Consider the following 24656-nt stretch of genomic DNA (forward strand, 5'->3'; position numbering starts at 1 on the left):
CCCCCGCAACCGGCCCCACCCCGCCTTCGACAGTTTTCCGCGATCTGTTGGAACGATCTTGGGGTCAGATCCGTTTTCCGGAAGAAAACGGATCTGACCCCATTTTGATTGTCGATACCTGACAGATGTGTCGACCAAGGTCGACACCTACCAACAGCCGCCACGATCTGTCAGACGTGGGGCGGTGTGGGCTTGCAGGACCGTTGGCGCCATGGATGGCGCCATCGAGCCCCCATGGATGGGTTTACAGCGTGTCCTGCAAGCCCACACCGCCGCGCCATCCCACGGATACCCCGCTGTTGCGGTTGCTTCGGCGGTTGCTGTTGCTTGTGCTCTGGCCTCTGCGGGTGCCGGGCGCCGCCCGGCCGACTTCCGCCACTTGCGGTGGCAGCGACGGCCCACTAGCCTTCGGCCGTCGTTCACCACCCAAGGACCGCCCGTGAAACACCGTCATCTCCTGCTGGCCTCGGCAATCGCCGCCGCCACGCTGGCCCTGGCCGCCTGCAAGAAGGAAGCTGCCCCAGGCACCGATACCGCCAGCAGCAGCGCTCCGGCCGGTGAAACCGCCGACCAGTTCGTGGCCCGCATCAATGCCGAATTCAAGGCCGCTTACCCGGAGATGACCTCGGCGCAGTGGCTGTCCTCCACCTACATCAACGGTGATTCGGAACGCATTGCGGCCAAGGCCAACGAGCGTTCGCTGACGCAGCTCAACAGCTGGATCGAACAGGCCGCCAAGTTCGACGGCAAGCCGATGAGCGAGGACAGCAAGCGCGCGATCCACCTGCTGAAGCTGATGTCCTCGATGCCTGCACCGCGCGACCCGGCCAAGCTGGCCGAGCTGACCCAGATCGCCACGCGCATGGAAGGCAGCTACGGTGCCGGCAAGTACTGCACCGATGCCAATGATCCGAACTCCTGCCGCCAGCTGGGCGAGCTGGAACAGGTGCTGGCGCGCAGCCGCGACTATGACAAGCAGCTCGACGCCTGGCAGGGCTGGCACAGCACCACCAAGAGCATGCGCGGCGACTACCAGAAGTTCGTCGGCCTGGTGAACGAAGGCGCCAAGGGCATGGGCTTTGCCGACGCCGGCCAGATGTGGCGCAGCGGCTACGACATGCCGCCGGAGCAGATCGGCCCGGAAACCGACCGGCTCTGGGAACAGGTCAAGCCGATGTACGAGCAGCTGCACTGCTATGCACGCGGCAAGCTGGACAAGACCTACGGCAAGGACAAGGCCGAAGTGGGCAACGGCCTGATTGCCGCGCACCTGCTGGGCAACATGTGGCAGCAGGACTGGTCGAACCTGTGGGACCAGCTGGAACCGTACCCGGGTGCCGGCAGCCTGGACATCACCGCTGCACTGGAAAAGCAGTACCAGGCCAACCTGAGCGCGGCGCTGGCCAAGGCCGGCAAGGACGCCAACGTGGCGGCCCAGTACAAGGCCCAGCGCGAAGCCGAACTGCGTACCGCCAAGCAGATGACCGAACGCGCACAGGACTTCTATGTGTCGCTGGGCATGCCGTCGCTGCCGCAGTCGTACTGGGAACGCACCCAGTTCATCAAGCCCGACGACCGCGATGTGGTCTGCCACGCCAGCGCCTGGGACATGAACATGGAAGGCGATGTGCGCACCAAGATGTGCATCAAGCCGAACGAAGAGAACTTCACCACCATCTACCACGAGCTGGGCCATATCTATTACGACCTGGCCTACAACCCGCTGCCGCCGCTGTTCCAGGGCGGTGCCAACGATGGCTTCCATGAGGCGATCGGCGACACCATCGTGCTGGCGATGACGCCCAAGTACCTCAGCTCGATCGGCCTGGTCGATGCACCGACCGAGAGCCGCGAAGCGGTCATCAACAACCAGATGCGCATGGCGCTGTCGGGCGTGTCGTTCCTGCCGTTCGGGCTGATGATCGACCGCTGGCGCTGGGGCGTGTTCGATGGTTCGATCACCGCCGACAACTACAACAAGGCGTGGTGGGACCTGAAGGCCAAGTACCAGGGCGTGGCCCCGGCCAGCCCCCGTGGCGAGGAATTCTTCGATCCGGGCGCGAAGTACCACGTGCCGGGCAACACCCCCTACACCCGCTACTTCCTGGCCCGCATCCTGCAGTTCCAGTTCTACAAGGGCCTGTGCGATGCAGCCGGCTACAAGGGCCCGCTGCACGAGTGCACCTTCTACGGCAACAAGGAAGCCGGCCAGAAATACTGGGCGATGCTGAGCAAGGGTGCCAGCCAGCCGTGGCAGGCCACGCTGAAGGAGCTGACCGGCACCGACAAGCTCGATGCCGGCCCGATGATCGAGTACTTCACTCCGGTCAACGAGTGGCTGAAGCAGCAGAACGAAGGCCAGATGTGTGGCTGGCAGGCCAACGCGGCCCCGGCGGCGAAATGAGAAAAGGGGCGGATCCGCAAGGATCCGCCCCTTCTCCGTGTTGTAGAGCCGAGCCATGCTCGGCTCTACAGATTCGGCGCGATCAGCTGTCCTTCTTCGCCGCCATCGCCGCGGCCAGTTCCGCCTTGAATTCCTCGAAGGTCTGGCCCTTCTCTTTCGCTTCGGCGTGCGCGGCGTCGCGCAGCGCATCGGAGTACATCAGGCGCACCGGCGTGCCGTTGCGCTCGTGCAGTTCACCGGCCTGCATGATCAGCGCCAGTACCTGTGCGGCGGAGTCACTGTGGCCGGCGATACGGCCGTCCATGCCCAGCACCCATTCGCCGTCGCGGCGCACGACACCGGCCAGCAGGGTGCGCTGCGCGTCGCGCAGTTCGGCATGCGGCTCCACCGGCGAGGCCTGGGCAGCGGCCTTGTTGGCGGCCTGCTTTTCCTGGCGACGGCGCTGGTCGCGGCGGGTCTTGGAGCTGGTGGACATGGTGCAATACCGCTGCGAGGGGGGCGCAAGGATAGCGCACCCCACCCGCCACGCCGCTTCACACCCCCTCAATCCAGCACTTTGCCGTGCCGCCAGTAGCCCATGAAGCTGATCGCGCGGCGATCCAGCCCGCAGTCGCGGACCAGATGACGACGGATCGCCATCACCGCCGCTGCCTCGCCTGCCACCCAGGCATACAGCGGCCCGACCACGCGGGTATCGGCCTGTTCCCAGAGGATCTGCGTATCGACGTCGATCTCCTCCGGCGCATCGCCGGCAGCCACGCCCGAGGCCGCTGCCAGCCGCGCCTGCACCGCCTGCAACAGAGGCGCCCCGTACGCCGCGCGCCCGCGCGGCAGCCAGACCAGCTCGGCGGAAGCCGGTGCCTTCAGCGGCACCGCGTCGCCGGCCTGCGCCACTTCCAGCAGCGCCAGCGTACGCGGCGGATCCACCATGGCCGCCAGTTCCTCAAGAATGCCGGCCACCGCCGGTAACGCGGTTTCATCGGCCACCAGCAGCACCTGGCCGACGCCGGCCGGCGGCTTCCATTCCCAACCTTCGCTGCTGTCGGCACAGTCGGCATCGGGAGCCAGCAACACCACACGGTCGCCGGGGCGTGCATGGATGGCCCAGCGCGAGGCCGGCCCGGTCTCGCCATGCAGCACGAAATCAACATCGACTTCGCCCAGCTCTGCACGCAGCTGGCGGATGGTATAGGTGCGCATCGGCGGGCGCTGATCGTCCGGCAGCGCCCGGTAGCGGGGATACCAGTCCTCGCCGCTGGGCACCTGTGGCAGGTCCTGCCCGGGCAAGGGGAAGAATACCTTGATGCGCTGGTCCGGGCCTTCGGTCTTCATCCGCGCCACGTCGGCGCCGGTGAACACCATGCGGTCCAGGGAAGGGGAAAGAACGCGGCGCTCCTTCAGCGCCACCTCGAACAGGCGGTAGGTCTGCTGCGCAGCCATGGCGAAACCTCATGCAACGACATTGGGTCGGCTGGCTGTCGTGCACCCACGCACCGGCTGGCTGGAATGCCCAGCCTAGTCCGGCCGTTCCCTGCCGCAAGTGTTTCGGGCATCGCGGCCCACCCTACCCCTGCGCGCTGCTCAGTGACCCGTGCAGGCTGCCTGCGCCGCGCGCTCGCGCTGGTGTTCCCAGTACCAGAACACGAAACCGGCGCCGAAGAACGCCGCCTGGCCCAGTGCCAGGTGCAGCGGGCTGCCGCTCAGCAGTGGTGACACCACGCCGGCCACCACGGTGCTGATCATCAGCTGCACGAAGGCCTGCAGCGACGAGGCCAGGCCGCGCTGATGCGGGTACATGTCCAGCACCGCCAGCGCCAGGATCGGGAAGATCAGCGCCATGCCCATGCCACCCAGGAAGATCGGCAGTACCGCCCATGGCAGCACGAACTGTGGCGACAGCACCACGTAGCCAACGTTCAACAGCACTGACAATGCGCACAGGCCGAAACCAATGGAGACCTGGCGGGTGGGCGTGGTGTGCCCGGCCATGCGCCCGGACAGGAATGAGCCGGTGGTCATGCCGCCGATGGTCGGGATGAACAACCAGGCGAAACCGCCCTCGCCCAGGTGCAGGTGCTGCATCACGAACACCGGCGCCGAGGAGATGTACAGGAAGATTCCACCAAAGCCGATGCTGCCGGCCAGCGCCAAGCGCAGGAAGCGTGGATTGAAACCGATGCGCACGTAATCACGCAGCAGCACGCGCGGCGACAACGGCACGCGCGCTTCGACGGGATGGGTCTCGGGCAGGTAGCGTGCAGTGGCCGCCAGCAGGACCAGCCCGAACACCACCAGGAACCAGAAGATCAGCGGCCACCCCGCGCCACTGAGCAGGATCCAGCCACCGATGATCGGCGCGATGGCCGGGGCGATGCCGAACAGCATGGACACCTGGCTCATCAGCCGCTGCGCGTCATGGCCGTGGTACAGATCGCGGATCACCGCGCGGCCGACGATCATGCCGACACCCGCCGACAGGCCCTGCAGCGCACGGAACGCCAGCAGCGTGGTCAGGTCGGTGGACAGTGCGCAGCCCACCGAGGCGCCGACGAACACCACCAGGCCACCGAGGATCACCCGCTTGCGGCCCCAGGCGTCGGACAGCGGACCGTGCGCCAGGCTCATCAGGCCGTAGAACAGCAGGTAGACGCTGATGGTCTGCTGCACCGCCACCTCGTCCACCGCCAGGCGCTGGGCCAGCTGCGGGAAGGCCGGGAAGATGGTGTCGATCGAGAACGGGCCGAACATGGCCAGGCCGGCAAGCAGCAGGGCCATGCGGCGGGTGGAGGGAGCAACAGCGGCGGTCATGGGAAAGGCGTCCGGCAGGGCCATGCGCGGCACGCACGGCGGGCGCCGGTCCCTGTCTGCAGGGAGGGCGCCAGATGAATTCGGGTATCTGGCCATCATAGGTGGGGATTGCGCCTGATGCCATGCAGCGATGCACAAAACGCACGTCCGGGCCATCGGCCATTCAGGCGCAGCGGCCAGGCCCGTAGACGGCCAGCGGGCCCGCAACGGGCTATAATCGGCGGGCAACACGGTGGGAGAAGCGGAACACCGCTGCCGAAGGCGCAACGCCCGTAATCGCTCAGGCCCGATACCACCCGTAACAGAACTCTGGAGAGACCGGTTCGATCCGGCGCCGAAGGGGCACGAAGCTGCGGTTTTCCGCGCTTCCAAACTCTCAGGCAAAAGGACAGAGGGGCGCCCCGCAGACCGCCGACCGGCGGCTTGTGCCCGTGCGTGTGCCCTTTCCTGACGGATCCTTCGCCATGTCCCAGAACACCCCTTCCCTGCGTGAGCTCGAGCACCACAATGCGTTCGTCGAGCGCCACATCGGCCCCAACGATGCCGAGATCGCGCAGATGCTCGACGTCGTCGGCCACGCGTCGCTGGATGCGATGACCGATGCCATCGTGCCGGCCAAGATCAAGTCGCCGGCGCCGCTGGCGCTGCCGGAGTCGATGACCGAAGTGCAGGCACTGGCGAAGATCCGCGCGATCGCCGACAAGAACACCGTGCTGCGCAGCTTCATCGGCCAGGGCTACTACGGTACCCACACCCCGAACGTGATCCTGCGCAACATCCTGGAAAACCCGGCCTGGTACACCGCTTACACCCCGTACCAGGCCGAGATCTCGCAGGGCCGCATGGAAGCGCTGATCAACTTCCAGACCCTGTGCGCCGACCTCACCGGCATGGAGATCGCCAACGCCTCGCTGCTGGACGAAGCCACTGCCGCCGCCGAAGCGATGACCCTGGCCAAGCGTTCGGCCAAGTCGAAGTCGGACACCTTCTTCGTGCACGACGCCGTGCACCCGCAGACCCTGGAACTGCTGCGCACCCGCGCAGAACCGATGGGCATCGTGCTGCGCGTCGGCACCCCCGCCGAAGCACTGGAAGCGGAAGCCTTCGGCCTGCTGCTGCAGTACCCGGACACCTTCGGCCAGATCGGCGATTACAAGGCCCTGGTCGAGGCCGTGCACGCACGCGGCGGCTTGGTGGCCGTGGCCACCGACCTGCTGGCGCTGACCCTGCTGGCCGCACCGGGCGAATGGGGCGCGGACATCGTGGTCGGCAACAGCCAGCGTTTCGGCGTGCCGTTCGGCTTCGGCGGCCCGCACGCCGCGTTCATGGCCTGCCGTGACGCCTACAAGCGCTCGATACCGGGCCGCCTGATCGGTGTCTCCATCGATGCCCAGGGCAACCCGGCCTATCGCCTGACCCTGCAGACCCGTGAGCAGCACATCCGCCGCGAGAAGGCGACGTCGAACATCTGTACCGCACAGGTGCTGCTGGCGGTGATGGCCTCGATGTATGCGGTCTACCACGGTCCGGAAGGCCTGACCCGCATCGCCCGGCGCACCCACCGCCTGGCTTCGATCCTGGCTGCGGCACTGCGCAACGCCGGCGTGCAGGTCGGTGGCGACTTCTTCGACACCCTGCACATCACCGGCGTGCATGCCGATGAGATCCACGCCAAGGCACGCGCCGCCGGTTACAACCTGCGCGCGATCGACAGCGACTCGGTCGGCATCAGCCTGGACGAGACCGCCACCCGCGCCGACGTGGTCGCGCTGGCCACCGTGTTCGGCGCGCAGGCTGACGTCGAGGCGCTGGACGCCAGCACCGCCGACGCGCTGCCGGCCGGCCTGCTGCGCCAGTCCGCGTTCCTGACCCACCCGGTGTTCAACACCCACCACAGCGAGCACGAACTGCTGCGCTACCTGCGTTCGCTGGCCGACAAGGACCTGGCGATGGACCGCACGATGATCCCGCTGGGCTCGTGCACCATGAAGCTCAACGCCACCGCCGAGATGATCCCGGTGACCTGGCCGGAGTTCTCGCAGATCCACCCGCTGGTGCCGGCCGACCAGGCGCTGGGCTACAAGGAACTGATCGACACGCTGGAAGCGATGCTGGTCGAATGCACCGGCTACGACGCGGTCAGCCTGCAGCCGAACTCCGGCGCGCAGGGCGAGTACGCCGGCCTGCTGGCGATCCGTGCCTACCACCGCTCGCGCGGCGAAGGCCACCGCGACATCTGCCTGATCCCGGACTCGGCACACGGCACCAACCCGGCCTCGGCGCAGATGTGCGGCATGAAGGTCGTGGTGACCAAGACCGATGCCAACGGCAACGTCGACGTCGAGGACATCCGCCTCAACGCCGAGAAGTACAGCGACCGCCTGGCCGCGATCATGATGACCTACCCGTCCACGCACGGCGTGTTCGAGGAAGAGGTGGTCGAGATCTGCGAGATCATCCACAAGCACGGCGGCCAGGTGTACACCGACGGCGCCAACATGAACGCCCTGGTCGGCGTGGCCAAGCCGGGCAAGTGGGGTTCGGACGTTTCGCACCTGAACCTGCACAAGACCTTCTGCATCCCGCACGGCGGTGGTGGCCCGGGCGTGGGCCCGTGCGCGGTCAAGGAGCACCTGGCCCCGTTCCTGCCGGGCAAGCTGGGTGACAACGGCCCGGTCGGCATGGTCAGCGCGGCCAGCTTCGGCAGTGCTTCGATCCTGCCGATCAGCTGGATGTACATCGCGATGATGGGCCGTGAAGGCCTGCGCAAGGCCACCCAGGTCGCGCAGCTCAACGCCAACTACATTGCCAAGCGCCTGGCTCCGCACTTCAAGACCCTGTACACCGGCCGTAACGGCCTGGTGGCGCACGAGTGCATCCTGGACGTGCGCCCGCTGGAGAAGACCAGCGGCATCGGTGCCGAGGACGTCGCCAAGCGCCTGATCGACTTCGGCTTCCACGCCCCGACCCTGAGCTTCCCGGTCGCGGGCACGCTGATGGTCGAGCCAACCGAGAGCGAGTCGCTGCACGAGCTGGATCGCTTCATCAACGCGATGATCCAGATCCGAGAGGAAATCAGCGCGATCGAAGACGGCCGCCTGGACCGCGAGGACAACCCGCTGAAGAACGCGCCGCACACCGCCACCGCGGTGACCGCCAGCGAGTGGACCCACGCCTACCCGCGCGAACTGGCCGCCTTCCCGCTAGCCAGCCTGAAGCAGAGCAAGTACTGGCCGCCGGTGGCACGCGTCGACAACGTGTACGGTGACAAGAACGTGATGTGCGCCTGCATCCCGGTCGATGCCTACAAGGATGATGAAGTCGAGGCTTGATTCCTCACTGCATCGATAAAGAAAAACGGCCCGCGCAAGCGGGCCGTTTTCATGAGGGCGTGTGAACCAGGGTCCACACCCACAGTTACCCGATCACGGGTCCGGCATCTGTCCCAGGCTCAACTGCCACGATACGCCGAAGCGGTCCTGCACCCAGCCATAGCGGTTGCTGAAGTCGTAATCACCCACCGGCATCAACCAATGGCCGCCCTCGCCCAGCACGCGTGCCGCACGCTCGAACTGCTCGGCACCGGAACACTCGACGAACAGCGAGATCGACGGGCTGAAGGTGAAGTCGTGCACATCCAGGCTGTCGAAGCACAGGTAATGGGTGCCACCGAGCAGGAAGATGGCCTGGCGGACCTGTCCGGGTACGCCGGCGCCGGCCCCCTCGGGGTGGCGTTGCAGGGCCAGCAGGCGGAAATCGGCAAAGGCTTCGGCGTACAGGGCCAGCGCGGCCTCGGCCTGGCCGGTGAACATCAGGAAGGGACGGCTGCGCAGCATGCGGTACTCCTGGTCGACGGGCCGCTGGCGGCCCACACGATCAGGATGGCACGGCGGATGTATGCCGGCTGTAGAGCCGAGCCCGCGCTCGGCTGGCGACTACGCGAACAGCAGCCGACCACAGGGTCGGCTCTACAGAAACTACAGCAACCGCAGCCGACCGTAGGGTCGGCTCTACAGCTTCAGTCACGCCTCGCGCATGCGCCGGGCGATGGCGCTGCCGGCGGCGATGGTGGCGGTCAGCGCCACCATCGACAGGAACTGCAGGCGGGTGTGCGCCTCGCTCAGCAGCAGGCCGAAGATCAGCGCCAGGATCGCCAGCGCGCAGCAGGTCAGCCACGGGAAACCGGCCATGCGGAACGGCAGCCGGGTACCCAGGCGATCGGCGCGGCGGCGCAGTACCAGCTGCGAAACCAGCGACAGCGTCCACACCAGCAGGCAGGTGGAACCGACGATGTTCAGCAGCACCGGCAGCACCCGGTCCGGGAACAGCAGTTCCATCACCGTGGCCGCAAAGCCGAACAGCACGCTGGCCAGCACGGCGATGACCGGCACCTGCCGCGGATCGGTCCAGCCCAGCACGGCCGGTGCTTCGCGGCGCTGCGCGAGCGAATACATCATGCGCGAGGCGCCGTAGAGGTTGGCATTGAGTGCCGACAGCAGCGCGATCACCGCGATCAGGGTGATCGCAGTGCCGGCGCCCGGAATGCGCGCTATGTCCAGCACGGCGGCGAACGGCGACTTCAGTGCTTCGCTGGTCCAGGGCACCACGGCGATGATCACGCTCAGCGAGCCGATGTAGAACACCAGGATGCGCCAGGCCACGGTACGGATGGCACGGGCGATGCTGCGTTCGGGATCTTCGGTTTCGGCCGCCGCAACGGCGACGATTTCGGTGCCGCCGAAGGCAAAAACGACAACCAGCAGCGCCGCACCGATCCCGGCCAGGCCCTTCGGTGCGAAACCGCCGTGTCCGGTGAAGTTGCTCAGGCCAGGTGAGGTGACCTGCGGCAGCCAGCCCATCAGCAGTGCCACGCCGATGGCAATGAAGGCCAGGATCGCCGCCACTTTCAGGATGGCGAACCAGAATTCGAACTCGCCGAAGTTCTTCACCCCGAGCAGGTTGATCGCAGTGAAGAACAGCATGAAGGCCAACGCAGCCATCGGCACCGGCACCACCGGCCAGACCGTGGCAAGCAACCCGGCCGCACCGACCGCCTCGGCGGCGATCACGATCACCAGCTGCACCCACCACAACCAGCCGACCGTGGCGCCAGCGGTGGCGCCCATGGCATCGGCGGCGTACACCGAGAACGCGCCGCTGGTCGGTTTGGCCGCCGCCATCTCGCCCAGTGCGTTCATCACGATGATCACCAGCGCGCCAGCGACCAGATACGAGACCAGAACGGCCGGACCGGCCGCCTGCACACCCACGCCCGAGCCGAGGAACAGGCCGGCGCCGATGGCACTGCCCAGGCCCATCATGATCAGCTGGCGGGGCTTGAGCGAATGTCCGAGGCGGGACGACGAAGCGGTCGGAATCGAATTGGGCATCGGCGGGGCTGGCGGCGGGCTACAGGGGCGACACCTTACCCTGTCCCAGGCCCGCGGGGATAGGCACAGCGCAGCAGGGGGCTCAGGCCAGTGCGGGCTCGCCGACGTTGCCGCCGATCCGGGCGCGATAGGCGCGCGGCGAGAAACCGGTTTCAGCCTTGAACTTGCGGGTGAAGGCGCTCTGGTCGCTGAAACCGCAGGCCTGCCCGATGCAGGCAATGCTGTCGTCGCCATGCAGCAAGTGCATGGCCATCTGGATCCGCAGCCGGGTCAGCACCTGCTGCGGGGTCATCTGGAACACCTTGCGGAAACTGCGCTCCAGCTTGGACAGCGAAAAGCCGGTGATGTCCAGCAGGGTCTGCATGCGCACGTTCTCGGCGTAGTGCGCGTTGAGGTGGGCCAGGGCCAGCCGCAGCTGCTCGTACTGGGCGCCCAGGCTGTCCTTCTGGCCCAGGTCGCGGGAAATGCCGATCAGGCCCTCGATGGCGCCATCGACCAGCAACGGGCGCTTGCAGGTCAGGCACCAGCCCGGTTCGCGGTTGGCGAACAGGTGCAGCTCCATCAGGTTCTCGATCACCTCGCCGGACAGCACGCGGGCGTCCTGGTCGACATAGTCCGCGCTGAGGCCGGTCGGGTAGATCTCGGCCGCTGTGCGCCCGATCACGTCCTTGCGCGCGCGCAGGCCCAGCCGTCGCAGCATGGTCTGGTTGACGTGGGTGTACCGCCCCTGGCGGTCCTTGATGAAGAACAGCACGTCCGGGATGGCGTCGAACAGGGCTTCGATGTCGGCGGGCTCGACTCGCATGGGGCAAGCATACCCGAGCCTGCTTTTGCCCGTACGTTCACCTTTGCCGGACCTGGGTTTAACGGGTTCGGTTCCAGTGTCGTGGTTCCCTTGATGATCCGGAGCCTCCCCCCCATGGCCGCCAGCAAGCCGACCGGCAAGCGCGCAACCGAAAACCACCCCCGCGGCAACGGCGATGAACTGCACCCGCGCGCCGGCGGCAGCCACCCGGCGATGACCACCGATCAGGGCATCCCGGTGGCAGACAACCAGAACTCCCTGCGGCAGGGACCTCGAGGACCCACGCTGCTGGAAGACTTCATCCTTCGCGAGAAGATCACCCACTTCGATCACGAACGCATTCCCGAGCGCATCGTGCACGCACGTGGCAGCGCGGCACATGGCTACTTCGAGTTGACCCGGTCTCTGGCCACCCACACCCGGGCGCGCATCCTGACCGAGGTAGGCGTGAAGACGCCCGTGTTCACCCGCTTCTCGACCGTGGCCGGTGGCGCAGGGTCGGTGGACACTCCGCGCGACGTGCGCGGCTTCGCGGTCAAGTTCTATACCAAGGAAGGCAACTGGGATCTGGTCGGCAACAACATCCCGGTGTTCTTCATCCAGGACGCCATGAAATTCCCGGACCTGGTGCATGCGGTGAAGATGGAACCGGACCGTGCGTTCCCGCAGGCGGCTTCGGCCCATGACACCTTCTGGGACTTCATTTCGCTGATGCCCGAGTCGATGCACATGATCATGTGGGCGATGAGCGACCGCGCCATTCCGCGTTCGCTGCGCATGATCGAAGGCTTCGGGGTGCACAGCTTCCGCCTGCTGAACGAGGCGGGCGAGTCGACGTTCGTCAAATTCCACTGGCGACCCAAGCTGGGCATCCAGTCAACGGTCTGGGACGAAGCGTTGAAACTGCAATCGGCTGACAATGACTTCCATCGCCGTGACCTGTTCGAGGCCATCCAGCGCGGTGATTTCCCCGAGTGGGAACTGGCGGTGCAGCTGTTCACCGAAGAAGAAGCCGACGCGTTCCCGTTCGATCACCTGGACCCGACCAAGATCATTCCCGAATCGCTTGTGCCGCTGCAGGTGATCGGGCGGATGGTGCTGGACCGCTGGCCCGACAACTTCTTCGCCGAGACCGAACAGGTGGCGTTCTGCCCGGCCAACGTGCCGCCGGGTATCGACTTCAGCAACGATCCACTGCTGCAGGGCCGCCTGTTCTCCTACCTGGACACCCAGCTGCTGCGGCTTGGCGGCCCGAACTTCCATCAGATCCCGGTGAATGCCCCGAAGTGCCCGTTCGCCAATCACCAGCGCGACGGCCACATGCAGATGCAGGTGCCCAAGGGCCGCGTCGCCTATGATCCCAGCTCGCTGCAGGAGGACTCGCCGCGCGAGACGCCCGCAGGTTTCCGCAGCCATGCCAGCGCCGACGATGGCCGCAAGGGCCGCACCCGCGCGGAGAGCTTCGCCGACCACTACAGCCAGGCCCGCATGTTCTTCCGTAGCCTTGAGAAGCCGGAACAGGCGCATCTGGCATCGGCACTCGTGTTCGAATTGTCCAAGGTGGAAACACTCAAGGTGCGGGTGCGTACCGTCAGCCACCTGCGCAACATCGACGAATCACTGGCGCAGCGCGTAGCCGATGGGCTCGCACTGCCTGCACTGCCCGACCCCGCGCCGACCGCCACGCCGGCGCAGGACATGCCTGCCGCTCCCGAGGTGCGCGTGATCGGGCGCAACAAGCCCACCCTGCAAGGACGCAGCATCGGCATCCTGTTTGATGAGGGCTCCGACGCGCGCGTGATGGCCAGCCTGAGCAAAGCGGCGCGGAAGGCAGGTGCAGACGTGAAGCTGGTCGCGCCCAAAGTAGGCGGCGCCACGCTGAGTGATGGGGCGATGCAGGCGGCAGATGGGCAACTGGCGGGCACACCATCGGCCGTGTTCGATGCGGTAGCCGTGGTGCTCAGTCCGGAAGCCGCGAAGGCCTTGTCGAAAGAGAGTGCAGCCATCGAGTTCGTCAGCCAGGCGTGGGCGCACCTGAAGGCCATCGCCAGCGACGCAGGCGGCCAGGCGCTGCTGAAGGCGGCGCGCGTCGGCAACGATGCCGGCATCGTCGAAGCGGAAGACGCCAAGGCCTTCCTGGCGGCGGCCGCCACCCGCCAGTGGGCGCGTGAACCCAAGCTGCGCCTGCTGGCCTGACTACTACAACAGGAGAACCGTCATGCCCCGTGGTGACAAATCCGCATATACCGAGAAACAGAAGCGCCAGGCCGAGCACATCGAGGACAGCGAGCGCGAGCGTGGCGCAAGTGAAGGGACTGCCGAGCGCATCGCCTGGGCCACCGTGAACAAGCAGGACGGTGGCGGCAAACGTAGCGGCAGCGCACGCAAGGGTACGAAGAAGGCGGCGAGCAAGAAGGCGGCCAGCAAGGCGCCTGCCAGGAAGTCAGCCGCAAAGAAGGCCACGACCAAGGCGACGGCCGCGAAGAAGGCGCCTGCGAAGAAGGCGGCGGCAAAGAAGGCACCGGCTCGTAAGACCGCCACCAAGAAGGCCGCAAAGAAGACAGCGGTCAAGAAGGCCGGTACAGCCGCCTCGCGCAGTGCTGCAGCGAAGAAGGCGGCCAAGACCCGTGCGGCGAAGAAGACCGTGCGCAAGGTGGCGGCCAGGAAGGCGGCACGTACCCGCGCCCGCAGCTGAGCGCATCGTTCAACGCGGCAACGTCCTCATCCACGCGGCCACTTCGGCTGCAGCTGCGTCGGCACGCGCCTGCAGCAGCAGATGTGGCCCCTCCAACGACACATGGCGGGCATCGGGCAACAGGGCCTGCAGCTCGGCCACGCTGGGCGGCCACAGCAGGCGGTCGTGGCACGCGTGCAAGCACAGCGTCGGCACCTGGATTGCCGGCAGCAATGCACGCACGTCGACCCGCAGGGTCGCTGCGGCGCGTTGCCGCAACGTGCTCGTCGGAGTCCTGGCCAACGCTTCGCGCAGCATCGACGTGTGCCCGCGGGTGTACCACGGCCCCAGCAACAGGCGCGCCAGCAATGCCACGGGAGGCAGCGGCCAGGCCGGCGACAGCAGGGCTGCGCTGGCTGCCGGCAGTAGCACCGGCCGACGCGCAAAGGTCGCTGCAAGCACCAGTCCGCGCAGCCCGGTGGGATGGCGCGTGGCCAGTTCAACAGCCAACGGGCCCGAGAAAGACTCGGCGAGCAGGATGAAGGGACGACTGGGCAGCTGCGACCACAGCCGTTGGGCAAGCGTGGCGTGATCCTGCGGTCCCTGCGCGGGCAGCGTGATCGCCTGCGTTGACAGACCGTAAGCCTGGAGTGCCGACAGGAACGGGGGCGACAGCCTGCTGGAGCCATCCAGACCGGGCAGCATCAGCACGTGCTGCGGCGCGGCCGATGCAGGGAAACAGATCGGCGTTTCCTCGCTCCCGATTCCCATGCCACCTCCTTTGCTGGCAAGCATCACCCACATCGGCAGGCAACGGAACCCCTGCTCCGGCTGTCCTGCTGCTTTGCCGGCCAATGTTGGGCAATACTACCCGCTCTGCCGCGGGACGCGGCTACCCGGGAGAGCCGTTGATGCGATGGACCTGCGCGCTGACCATGATGGCCATGATGGCCATGATGCTGCCACTGAACAGCTCCGCCAGCGATGGTTGGATAAATGGGGATGGCAAGGCGTTGACGGAGACCGATGCCATGAAATCCAGCGGCGGCTTCGCGGCATCGCTGCTGGTCACTTCCGATGCCGACTGGCGGGCCAAGTGGGCGACCCCGCCGGAGACCACTCCCCGCTTCAACGAGGCCGACGAAGTCCACCCGGGCGGTGAGTTGTTCCTGCTGACGTTCCTCTCCAACCCGCAACTGGACGAAAACCGCGTACCCAAGGTGCACTGCGATCTGCGCATGCTGCGCCCGGACGGCAGCACCAGTATCGACGAACGCGATGTTCCCTGTTTCACCGCCGCCCTGACCGGCCCGCCAAACCTGCTGTACATGACCAACCTGCACCTGAAGTTCGTCGCCGAGGCCGGTGATCCCAAAGGCACGTGGACTGCGCAGGTGGTGGTCCGGGATCTGCTGCGGAAGGTGAGCCTGCCGCTGCAGGCCCGCTTCGACGTCCGTTGAACCGGGGCATGCGGATGAAGATGCGGCGACTCCTGAGCTGGACCGGTCTTGCGCTTTGCGTGGTCTACCTGCTGTCGACCGCATGGCTGGTTCACGGCGCGCAGTCGGAGGGGGACCCGAAGGGTACCTATATCCTGATGGCGCTCCCCATCACCCTGCAGTCTGCCGCACTCGATGCCATCGGCGCAGGCGGCCTGCTGCGTGGCAAGCCTTGGTCGACCGCATATGCAGTGCTGGTTCCGCCAACACTGCTGTTGCTGTACGCAGCCGGCTGGCTGATCGAACGCTCAGCCCGCGGGCGCTAGCCCGCGGCATCGTTCCGGTGGGTGCATCGACGCCCTGCATGCGGGACATCGCAGGCAGGGCGCCATCCAGTATCCAGTTACAGGTCGCTTACGCCGCCCGCGCCGGCATGACCGGCATGCGCGGCCCCTGCTCCAGCTGGAATACCGCCACTGACGTGGTCAGTGCATGCGCCTGTTCTTCCAGCGCGCGGCTCGCGGCAGTGGCTTCTTCCACAAGCGCGGCGTTCTGCTGGGTCACCTGGTCCATCTGCACCACCACCTGGTTGACCTGCTCGATGCCGGCGGCCTGCTCCTTGCTGGCCGCTGCGATGTCGCTCATCAGCTGGGTGGTGCGCGAACTGGCCTGCGCCACGCGTGCGATCGCGGCTTCCGATTCAACGGTCACCGCCAGGCCACTCTTCACCTTGGAAGCGGCGTCCTCGATCAGTTCCTTGATCTCCTTGGCGGCGACACCGGCACGCTGTGCGAGCGTGCGCACTTCGCTGGCGACCACGGCAAAGCCACGGCCCTGCTCGCCTGCGCGCGCAGCTTCCACTGCCGCATTCAGCGCCAGGATGTTGGTCTGAAACGCGATGCCGTCGATCACCGTGGAGATTTCCGAGATGCGTGCCGAGGACTGATCGATTTCGCCCATCACCGATGCCATCTGTGCCATCGCCTGCTCGGTCTCGCGCACGGCGGCACCGGCGGCATGCGCTTCGCTGTCGGCCTGACGCGCCAGTTCGGCGTTCTGGCGTACGGTGGAGGTCAGCTCCTCCATCGACGCGGCCGCTTCTTCCAGATTCGCAGCCTGCTGCTCGGTGCGGCGCGACAGGTCGTTGTTGCCGGCGGCCAGTTCCTGGGCCGCGTTGTTGATGCTGTCGGCAGCCACTTGGATGCCGCGGACAATGCCGGTCAGCTGCGCGGTGGTGGTGTTGGCATCGTCGCGCATGCGCGCAAACACGCCGTCGTACTCGCCCTCCATGCGTGCGGTCAGGTCGCCATGCGAGATCGCGCGCAGCACGTCGGAAACATCGGCGATGCTGGCCTGCGAACTGGCCATCATGCCGTTGAGGTGCTCGACCATCGTCTTGAACTGGTACTGGAACGCAGCGGCATCGCCACGCATGCTGAAATCGCCGGCGCGTGCGGCGCGGGCCAGTTCATCGATCTGCGCGTTGATCGCCATCAGGCTCTGCTTCACCGCTGCCAGGGTGCGGGTCAGCGTGCCCTTCTCGCCCGGGTAGTCCGGCAGGTCGCGGCTGAGGTCACCCATGGCGTAACGCTGCATCACCTCGGCCATCAGCAGTTCCACCTGCACGTGTGACTCCACCAGGCTGTTGGTGGCCTGCACCATGCGGCCGAAATCACCGGGGAACGCACTGGCGTCCATGCGATAGCGGATTGCACCGGCCTCGTGCTGCTCGGCCATCTGCAACTGCGCGCCGATCGCCGCCTGCACACTCTGGCGCACGCTGGCCATCGCCTCGCCCAGCTGGGTCAGCTCGTCGCGGCCACCGAGGCGGAACTCCTGGTCCAGCTGTCCCTTGGACAGGCGCTCGGCCAGGTTCACCGCGCGCGCCAGCGGACCGGTCAGGCTGCGGCCGATCATCACCGAGGCACCGATGCCCACCAGCAGCGCGACGCCGCCCAGCACCAGCAGCTGCAGCAGGCTGCGCTCGCCCAGGCGGATGGCCTCGGCGGCTGCCTCACGGCTTTCCTTCTCTTCGAAATCCACGCCATCGGACAGTGCCTTGTTCCAGCCGTTGGCCGCTTCCTGCACCGGGCCCAGGGTCAGTGCCACGGCACCCGGGTAGTCGCCCTGCTCCATCAGTTCGCTGGTCTGCTTGTTGAGCGGGCGCGCGATGGCACGCTTGGCCGCGATGGTTTCCGCGATGGCCTTGCCCTCCGCATCGCCTGGCAGCGCCTGGTAGGCGGCCCAGCTGGCCTCATAGCGCTTGACCAGATCGGCAATGCGCTTCTCATCGCTGCCGCGGTCTTCGCCCTGGCGGATCAGCATTTCGCGCCGCACCACCATCATCTGGTTGTTGGCGTCGAGCATCTGCGACAACAGGCGCACCTTGGCCACGCTGACGTCGACCACCTGCTGCATCGCGCGCTTCTGCACGACGCTGGCGGTGGCGCCGGTGGCCACTACGGCGGCAACCAGCAGCAGCAACAGGCCAAAGCCCAGCCCAAGACGCCAGGCAACCCTGACGTTCCTCAAGTAGTTCATGGGGGTATCCAAAACGGGGGGATGTGGGCTTATCGGCGGCACGGCAGGCAATCTTGATCGCCGCCCATCGACGGCGTCGGCCACCGTTCACCTTGGTGAGTCCCCGTCCCAGCGGCACCTGCCGGTGCCAGCCGGCCGCAATGACATGCCTGCTCATGCGGGTATCAGATCCCTTTCACGGCGGTTCCGCACCGTCTGCGGGCAAGGTGGCGGCGTACCTGCTGGAGATCCCAATGCGCTCATCTGTGTCCCGATCCACCCTGCTCGCAATCTCGCTGCTGGCGTCGCCGGCCTTCGCGCAGGTGCCGCCGCCCAACCTGCCCGCCCCCATTGCCGAGAAGGCTGGCCCGGACACCGCAGTGCGCTCCGCACTGCATGCCCAGGTGCTGCTGGATCGTGCGAACTTCTCTCCGGGCCAGATTGATGGTGAGGTAGGCAGCAACCAGCGGCGGGCGGTGTCAGGCTTCCAGGCGGCGCACGGGCTGACCGTAACGGGTGAGCTGGACGACGCCACCTGGAAGGCTCTGCAGGCCGATACGATCACGCCGCTGGCCAGCTACACGCTGACTGCTGAGGATGTCGTCGGCCCGTTCCAGCCGATACCGAAAGGACCCGCCGCCCAGGCCAAGCTGAAATCGCTGGGCTACGGTAGTGTGGAAGAAGCCCTGGGCGAGCGCTTCCACGCGTCGCCAGAGCTGATGAAGATGCTCAATCCCGGCGTGGATCTGACCAGGGCTGGCAACCGTATCCAGGTCCCCAACATCGCCCCGGCCGCATTGCCGAAGGCCGCCAGGATCGTGGTCGACAAATCCGACTCCACGCTGCAGCTACTGGACGCACAGGGCAAGCTGATCGCGCAGGTGCCGGTGTCGTCCGGCAGCCAGCACGACCCGTTGCCGATCGGCGAATGGAAGATCCTGGGTGTATACCGCGACCCGCCGTTCCACTACAACCCGAAGCTGTTCTGGGATGCCCGAAAAGGTGAAAAGAAGGCCACGCTGCCGCCCGGCCCGAACAATCCGGTCGGCCGGGTCTGGATCGATCTGTCCAAGCCGCATTACGGCCTGCATGGCACGCCTGAACCCGGCCACGTGGGCAAGACCGAGTCGCATGGCTGCGTACGCATGACCAACTGGGATGCGCTGCGCGTGGCCGACGCAGTAGACACCTCGGTGCCTGTCGTGATGCAGGAGTGAGTCGATGCGTCTTCCGCAACTGATTGTGCTCGGTGTTCTGCTGGGATTGGGTGCAGGTTGGCGGCTGCACCGCGATATGGATGAGCCGGTGGCCGAAGCGCTGCCGGAAGCGCCATCGACGGTGGCCGCCGCGCCGGTGACGGAACCGGTAGCGCCAGGTGCAACAGCCCCACCCGCCTCCACTGCGCCGCCGGCCGCGCAGGCTCCGGATGCCCCGTCCGGCCTGCTGCTGCCGGTGCAGGGCATCCTGTTCTCGCAGCTGCGCGATACCTTCACCGATGCACGCAGCGAGGGCCGCGTACACGATGCCATCGACATCATGGCCGATGCAGGTACGCCGGTGCTGGCGGTGGCCGATGGCACGGTGGAGAAACTGTTCGACAGTGAGCGCGGCGGGCTGACGATCTACCAGTTCGAGCCCAGCAGGCGCTGGTGCTACTACTACGCGCACCTGCAACGCTACGCCGATGGCCTGGCCGAGAAGCAGGTGATCAGGCGCGGCGAGGTGATCGGCTACGTCGGCAGCACGGGCAACGCCAGCGCCGAGGCCCCACACCTGCATTTCGAGGTGCATGTGCTGGGGCCGGAGAAGCAGTGGTGGAAGGGAGAGTCGATCAATCCCTATCCGCTGCTGAAGTCGGCAGCGATGATGCCCGGCGCTGCCAGCGTCGCAATGCCACAGTAAAGACGGCCAACGCAGCTCCTGGAATCATCAGCAACAGCGCCGCCATCTTCCAGAAGAAGAACGGCCACAGCCAGAGGTAGTCGAGGTCGGTCAGCTTCAGCACGTCCATCGGCGGCAGCAGGTCCACCGAGGCCGCACGGCCGGCCAACGCCGGATCGACCTCCAGCACGGTCAGCCGCAGCGAGGAACGGCCTCGCCGCAGTGCGTCACTGCGGCCGTAGCCGAAGTACGAGGCGGCGAACCGGTCTCGCTCGACCGATTCCAGTGCGCGGTGGATCTCCGGATCGGTCACCGCCGAGCGGCTGTCCGCGCGGAACTCGGTGCGATCGGTTGGGGTTTCCGCGCGCAGGCGCAGCTCGGGATCGACCGCCGGATCGGCGCCGTCATCCGCATAACGCAGACGCAGTCGCAGCGGGTCGTCGATGAAGCGGTACACCGTGATCTCGGCGGTCGCGCCCGGCTGCAGCACCAGCGGCAGGGTCTGCGTGCGCGAAGCCAGGTAATTGGCGAGCGCGCCCAGCACCAGCACGATGCCGGCCAGCGTCCACAGGCTCCACAGCAGCCACAGAGTCACCCGTGCGACCGTCTCGCCCTTCATGCCGAAGTCTCCGTCATCGCTGCGCTGCCCTGCCGGCTGTGCCGCCACAGTACCGAAAACGAAAAAGCCCCGCTTGCGCGGGGCTTTTCCTTCAGCAACACCAGGCAGGGCCCAGCGCTACCGGTCTCTCACTCAGGCAAACGGATCCTGCAGGACCATGGTGTGGTCGCGGTCCGGGCCGGTCGAAACGATGCTGATCGGGCAGCCGGCCAGTTCTTCCAACGAACGCAGGTAGGCGCGTGCCGCCGGCGGCAGTTCGTCCCACTGGGTGATGCCGTGGGTGTTCTCGCTCCAGCCCGGGAACTCCAGGTATACCGGGGTGCACTCTTCCCAGCCCTGCGCATCCAGCGGAGCATATTCAGTGCGCTTGCCGTTGTATTCGTAGGCGATGCAGACCTTCAGCTTTTCCATGCCATCGAGCACGTCCAGCTTGGTGATGCACAGGCCGCTGATGCCGTTGATGGCCACGGCGCGCTTCAGCGCGACGATGTCCATCCAGCCGCAACGACGCGGGCGGCCGGTCGATGCGCCGTATTCGGCGCCGCGGTCACGGATGCCCTGGCCGACTTCGTCGTCCAGTTCGGTCGGGAACGGGCCGCCGCCGACGCGGGTGGCGTAGGCCTTGGCGATGCCCAGCACGTAGTCGATCGAATCGGCGCCGACGCCGGAACCGGCCAGCGCACCACCGACGGTGGTGTTGGAGCTGGTGACATACGGGTAGGTGCCGTGGTCGATGTCCAGCAGCGCACCCTGCGCGCCTTCGAACAGCACGCGCTTACCCTGCTTGCGCAGGTCGTGCAGGATGCCCGCCACGTCGGACTTCATCGGCTGCACGTATTCGCCGAAGGCCAGCGCCTCGTCGAAGGTCTTCTGGAAGTCGACCGCATCGGTGTTCAGATACTTGGTCAGCACGAAGTTGTGGTAATCCAGCGCGGTGCGCAGCAGTTCTTCCAGCTGCTTCGGGTAATGCAGGTCGGCGATGCGGATGCCGCGACGCGCCACCTTGTCTTCGTAGGCCGGGCCGATGCCACGGCCGGTGGTGCCGATCGCCTTGCCACCGGCAGCGCGCTCGCGCGCCTGGTCCAGGGCGATGTGGTACGGCATGATCAGCGGCGCGGCCGGGGAAATCTTCAGGCGCGAACGCACTTCCACGCCGGAGGCTTCCAGCTCGGCGATTTCCTTCTGCAGCGCGGCCGGCGAGATCACCACGCCGTTGCCGATCAGGCACAGCGCGTCGTCACGCAGGATGCCCGACGGGATCAGGTGCAGGACGGTCTTCTTGCCGTTGATGACCAGGGTGTGGCCGGCATTGTGGCCACCCTGGAAGCGCACGACGGCGCCGATTTCCTCAGTGAGCAGATCGACGATCTTGCCCTTGCCTTCATCGCCCCACTGGGCACCCAACACTACGACAGACTGACCCATGACGGGCTCCTCGATTTGTTGCGGCCATCGGGGCCGCGGACGGGTAAACCGTGGCGGGGCTGGCCAGCACCTGGAGGGCGGCTCCAGACGGGGAGCGGCCGGCGATGGAAGGCCCAGACACGGAAAAAGCCGAACGGGGAGGCCCGTCCGGCTTTTGTGCATTATCCGGGTTTCCGGGGTCCGCTGCCACCTTTCCGACCGGCGGCTTCACCCACCGGTCAGGCCGGCGTCTCATGTAGAGCCGAGCCCATGCTCGGCTGCCTTCCCGCCGCTGCGCGGCGCCGCCCGAGCATGGTCTCGGACGCTACAGGGCGGGGTCAGTGCCGTGCCCACCACAGCAGGCTCAGGCCGGCCAGCAGCACCAGCCCGCCGAAGCTGCGCAGGGCCGGGCTGGGCAGGTCCAGCAGGCGCTCGGCCATGCGCTTCCAGGCGAACGGCGCCACGAACAGGAAGAGGCCTTCCAGCACCGCGACCAGGCAGACGGCGGCGAACAGATCTTTCATGGGGAACTCCGGAAAAAGCACGGGGCCCGGCGTCTGGCCGGGCCCCGTGGGGTAGTGCCCTGCGACCTCAGCGGTCGTTCTTCAGGTACTGCAGGAACGGGTCGTTCTTGTCGAGCACAATCACGCCATTGCCGTCGGTCATGGAGCCACGGTAAGCCTCCAGGCTGCGGTAGAACGCATAGAACGACGGATCAGCCGAGCCAGCCTTGCCGTAGATGCGGGCCGCCTCGGCATCGCCTTCACCGCGCAGGCGCTGTGCATCGCGCTCGGCCTCGGCGATCAGCACGGTGCTGTCGCGGTCGGCCTGGGCACGGATGGTCAGCGACTGCTCCTCGCCCTCCGCACGCAGCTTGGCCGCTTCCTGCTTGCGCTGGGCGCGCATGCGCTCGTACACGTCGTTGATCACCTGGCTGTCAGTCGGCAGGTCCACCTGCTTGATGCGCAGGTCGATCATCTGCATGCCGAGGCCGGCCACCGCCTCGTTGATCCCCTTCAGCTGCTCGGCGATCAGCTCGCTGCGGTCGCCGGACACCAGCTGCTGCAGGGTGCGCGAGTTGATCTGGTTGCGCAGCGAGTCGGTGATGATCGGCGCCAGGCGGGCGTTGGCCACACGCGGGTCGCCGCCGGTGGCACGGAAGTAGTCACCTACGTTGGAGATGTAGCCGATGGCGAAGAAGTCGACGCTGACATCCTTCTGCTCGGCGGTGAAGTAGCGCGCAGGCGCAGTGTCGAGCACCTGGAAGCGGCGGTCGAAGACCTTCACCGTTTCCACCACCGGCACCTTGAAGTGCAGGCCCGGCTTGATGTCCGAACGCACCACCTTGCCCAGGTTCAGCACCATGGCGGTCTGGTCCTCACGAACCACGTACACCGAGCCGAGCAGGCCCAGCACCACCGCCACGATCACGGCGATCCAGATAGGACTCTTCATCGGCTGCCCTCCTCACGGCCGCTCGGTCGCCCGGTCGGGCGGCCCACCGGCCGGCCCGGATCACGGGAAGCTTCCACCGCTGCACCCGGCAGCGACGGCATCACCACGTCCGGGTTCGCCACTGCGGCCGGGGCCGAGGTGGTGGGACGGGTATCGCCGGTCATCGGCACGTAGATCAGCTGGCGGCCATCGCCGCCGATCACCTTGCGGTTCTCGCTCAGCACCTGCTGCACGGTTTCCAGCCACAGGCGCTTGCGGGTCACTTCCGGGGCGTCCTTGTACTGGGCCTGCAACAGGCTGAAGCGCTGCGCGTCACCCTCGGCCTTGGACACCACGGCCTGCTTGTAGCCTTCGGCGGTGGTACGGGCGCGCGAGGCCTGGCCCCGGGCTTCCGGCACGACCTTGGCAGCGTAGGCCTGGGCCTCGTTGATCAGGCGTTCCTTGACCTGCTGGGCACCGTTGACTTCGTCGAAGGCCGGCTTCACTTCTTCCGGCGGACGGGCGTCCTGCAGGGTCAGGCCGGTCACGGTCAGGCCGGTCTTGAACGCCTTCAGCAGTGCCTGCAGGCGCTCCTCGGCAGCCACGGCCAGCGGGCCACGGTTGTTCAGTACCGCGTTGAGGTCGGCACGGCCGACTTCCTCGCGCACCGCGCTCTGCGCCGACTGCTCCAACACCTGGTTGGCATCGACGGTGCCGAACAGGTACTGCTGCGGGTCGTCGATGCGGTACTGGACGTTCAGCGAGACGTTGACGATGTTCTCGTCCCGGGTCAGCACCGGCACCTGGATCGAGAACGTCTTGATCTCGGTGGCGTTGACCTTGGTGACCGATTCGATCGGCCACGGCAACTTGAAGTTCGGGCCGGGCTGCAGGATGCGCGAGAACTGGCCGAAGCGCAGGACCACGCCACGCTGCTGTTCACCGATCAGCTGGAAGCTGGAGAACAGCACCAGCAGCACCACGGCCGCCACCACCCAACGCACGATGCCGCCGTCGAACAGGTCCTTCAGCGGCCCGGGCAATCCGCCCCAGCCACCACCATTGCCACCGCCGCGCGACCCGAACGGCCCGCGTCGATTGTCCTCGGGGCCTTGTCCGCCCTTGTTGCCGCCGGGTGTATTCCAGGCCATGCACGCTCCATCAAGATGTGGGCTGCGGCGCGGGCCCTTCCCGCGGCGCCAGCCGTGAAACCATTACTGATCATACAAGATGGGGCGGATTGGCAGGATCGAAAGGGGGGCAACGGGGTAAGGTGGC

The 24656-nt window shown here is 66.7% G+C and carries 21 protein-coding genes and 1 riboswitch; of the genes, 8 read left to right on the forward strand and 13 right to left on the reverse strand.

Translation table 11 applies throughout. The annotated features are described in order from the left end of the window. Positions 1-439 precede the first annotated feature (439 nt). Entirely contained in the window at positions 440-2404 is a 1965-nt protein-coding gene (locus A7X97_RS08760) for a M2 family metallopeptidase (RefSeq protein ID WP_088496823.1), read from the forward strand. Between the two features lie 82 nt (positions 2405-2486). Here the strand turns inward: A7X97_RS08760 and A7X97_RS08765 are convergent, their stop codons facing one another. The 3 genes from A7X97_RS08765 to A7X97_RS08775 form a co-directional block, all read right to left on the reverse strand. Beyond that, complete coding sequence (locus A7X97_RS08765; protein WP_005418286.1) at positions 2487-2879, reverse strand: hypothetical protein; 393 nt, start codon at positions 2877-2879, stop codon at positions 2487-2489. A 68-nt stretch (positions 2880-2947) separates the two neighbouring features. After that, a complete protein-coding gene (locus A7X97_RS08770) occupies positions 2948-3844 on the reverse strand; it encodes a siderophore-interacting protein (RefSeq protein WP_072168601.1) in 897 nt (298 codons plus the stop codon). Positions 3845-3985: 141 nt separating this feature from the next. After that, positions 3986-5212, reverse strand: a complete 1227-nt coding sequence (locus A7X97_RS08775) for a multidrug effflux MFS transporter (protein WP_072168607.1) — start codon at positions 5210-5212, stop codon at positions 3986-3988. A gap of 299 nt (positions 5213-5511) precedes the next feature. After that, positions 5512-5614, forward strand: a riboswitch (glycine riboswitch). Positions 5615-5676: 62 nt separating this feature from the next. Between A7X97_RS08775 and gcvP the strand changes: the two genes are divergently transcribed. Further along, a complete protein-coding gene (gene gcvP, locus A7X97_RS08780) occupies positions 5677-8544 on the forward strand; it encodes an aminomethyl-transferring glycine dehydrogenase (RefSeq protein WP_088496822.1) in 2868 nt (955 codons plus the stop codon). 93 nt (positions 8545-8637) lie between these two features. Here gcvP and A7X97_RS08785 read toward each other — a convergent pair whose 3' ends face one another. The 3 genes from A7X97_RS08785 to A7X97_RS08795 all read right to left on the reverse strand — a co-directional run bounded on the left by A7X97_RS08785 (position 8638) and on the right by A7X97_RS08795 (position 11407). Further along, positions 8638-9048 (reverse strand): VOC family protein, encoded by a 411-nt coding sequence (locus A7X97_RS08785; RefSeq protein ID WP_005418291.1) that lies wholly within the window; start codon positions 9046-9048, stop codon positions 8638-8640. A 186-nt stretch (positions 9049-9234) separates the two neighbouring features. Continuing rightward, positions 9235-10602 carry an amino acid permease gene (locus A7X97_RS08790; RefSeq protein ID WP_088496821.1) on the reverse strand — a complete coding sequence of 456 codons (1368 nt, stop codon included), beginning with the start codon at positions 10600-10602 and terminating at the stop codon, positions 9235-9237. An 82-nt stretch (positions 10603-10684) separates the two neighbouring features. Continuing rightward, positions 10685-11407, reverse strand: coding sequence for a helix-turn-helix transcriptional regulator (locus A7X97_RS08795; protein ID WP_005418296.1), 723 nt, complete (start codon positions 11405-11407; stop codon positions 10685-10687). A gap of 114 nt (positions 11408-11521) precedes the next feature. Between A7X97_RS08795 and A7X97_RS08800 the strand changes: the two genes are divergently transcribed. Both A7X97_RS08800 and A7X97_RS08805 read left to right on the forward strand, forming a co-directional pair. Continuing rightward, complete coding sequence (locus A7X97_RS08800; protein WP_088496820.1) at positions 11522-13603, forward strand: catalase; 2082 nt, start codon at positions 11522-11524, stop codon at positions 13601-13603. Positions 13604-13625: 22 nt separating this feature from the next. Further along, the gene (locus tag A7X97_RS08805) at positions 13626-14102 is read left to right on the forward strand and encodes a hypothetical protein (RefSeq protein WP_072168595.1); all 477 of its coding nucleotides are present in this window, start codon (positions 13626-13628) and stop codon (positions 14100-14102) included. A gap of 9 nt (positions 14103-14111) precedes the next feature. Here the strand turns inward: A7X97_RS08805 and A7X97_RS08810 are convergent, their stop codons facing one another. Then, positions 14112-14852, reverse strand: coding sequence for an alpha/beta fold hydrolase (locus A7X97_RS08810; protein WP_072168594.1), 741 nt, complete (start codon positions 14850-14852; stop codon positions 14112-14114). Between the two features lie 140 nt (positions 14853-14992). Here A7X97_RS08810 and A7X97_RS08815 point away from each other — a divergent pair, with 140 nt between their 5' ends. Further along, positions 14993-15541 carry a hypothetical protein gene (locus tag A7X97_RS08815; RefSeq protein WP_111007830.1) on the forward strand — a complete coding sequence of 183 codons (549 nt, stop codon included), beginning with the start codon at positions 14993-14995 and terminating at the stop codon, positions 15539-15541. Positions 15542-15555: 14 nt separating this feature from the next. After that, the gene (locus A7X97_RS08820; protein WP_088496818.1) at positions 15556-15846 is read left to right on the forward strand and encodes a hypothetical protein; all 291 of its coding nucleotides are present in this window, start codon (positions 15556-15558) and stop codon (positions 15844-15846) included. An 88-nt stretch (positions 15847-15934) separates the two neighbouring features. Here A7X97_RS08820 and A7X97_RS08825 read toward each other — a convergent pair whose 3' ends face one another. Continuing rightward, the gene (locus A7X97_RS08825; protein WP_005418317.1) at positions 15935-18061 is read right to left on the reverse strand and encodes a methyl-accepting chemotaxis protein; all 2127 of its coding nucleotides are present in this window, start codon (positions 18059-18061) and stop codon (positions 15935-15937) included. A gap of 233 nt (positions 18062-18294) precedes the next feature. On the opposite strand from A7X97_RS08825, the gene A7X97_RS08830 reads away from it, so the two are divergent. Continuing rightward, positions 18295-19257, forward strand: a complete 963-nt coding sequence (locus A7X97_RS08830) for a L,D-transpeptidase family protein (RefSeq protein WP_088496827.1) — start codon at positions 18295-18297, stop codon at positions 19255-19257. 4 nt (positions 19258-19261) lie between these two features. After that, on the forward strand, positions 19262-19942 hold the full coding sequence (locus A7X97_RS08835; RefSeq protein WP_111007831.1) for a M23 family metallopeptidase: 681 nt from the start codon (positions 19262-19264) through the stop codon (positions 19940-19942). Here the strand turns inward: A7X97_RS08835 and A7X97_RS08840 are convergent. The 5 genes from A7X97_RS08840 to hflK form a co-directional block, all read right to left on the reverse strand. Next, on the reverse strand, positions 19872-20540 hold the full coding sequence (locus A7X97_RS08840; protein WP_088496817.1) for a hypothetical protein: 669 nt from the start codon (positions 20538-20540) through the stop codon (positions 19872-19874). The two genes, A7X97_RS08835 and A7X97_RS08840, sit on opposite strands and share 71 nt — an antisense overlap. 132 nt (positions 20541-20672) lie before the next feature. Beyond that, positions 20673-21965, reverse strand: a complete 1293-nt coding sequence (locus A7X97_RS08845; protein ID WP_005418326.1) for an adenylosuccinate synthase — start codon at positions 21963-21965, stop codon at positions 20673-20675. A gap of 317 nt (positions 21966-22282) precedes the next feature. Further along, positions 22283-22468, reverse strand: coding sequence for a DUF2065 domain-containing protein (locus A7X97_RS08850; RefSeq protein ID WP_005410640.1), 186 nt, complete (start codon positions 22466-22468; stop codon positions 22283-22285). A gap of 67 nt (positions 22469-22535) precedes the next feature. After that, positions 22536-23399, reverse strand: coding sequence for a protease modulator HflC (gene hflC / locus A7X97_RS08855; RefSeq protein WP_019660037.1), 864 nt, complete (start codon positions 23397-23399; stop codon positions 22536-22538). Beyond that, positions 23396-24529 carry an FtsH protease activity modulator HflK gene (gene hflK / locus A7X97_RS08860; protein ID WP_005418335.1) on the reverse strand — a complete coding sequence of 378 codons (1134 nt, stop codon included), beginning with the start codon at positions 24527-24529 and terminating at the stop codon, positions 23396-23398. The genes hflC and hflK overlap by 4 nt, the downstream gene beginning before the upstream one ends. Positions 24530-24656: the final 127 nt, after the last annotated feature.

Origin of the sequence: Stenotrophomonas sepilia (assembly GCF_003244875.1) — a bacterium.
In the GTDB taxonomy this organism is placed as follows: domain Bacteria; phylum Pseudomonadota; class Gammaproteobacteria; order Xanthomonadales; family Xanthomonadaceae; genus Stenotrophomonas; species Stenotrophomonas sepilia.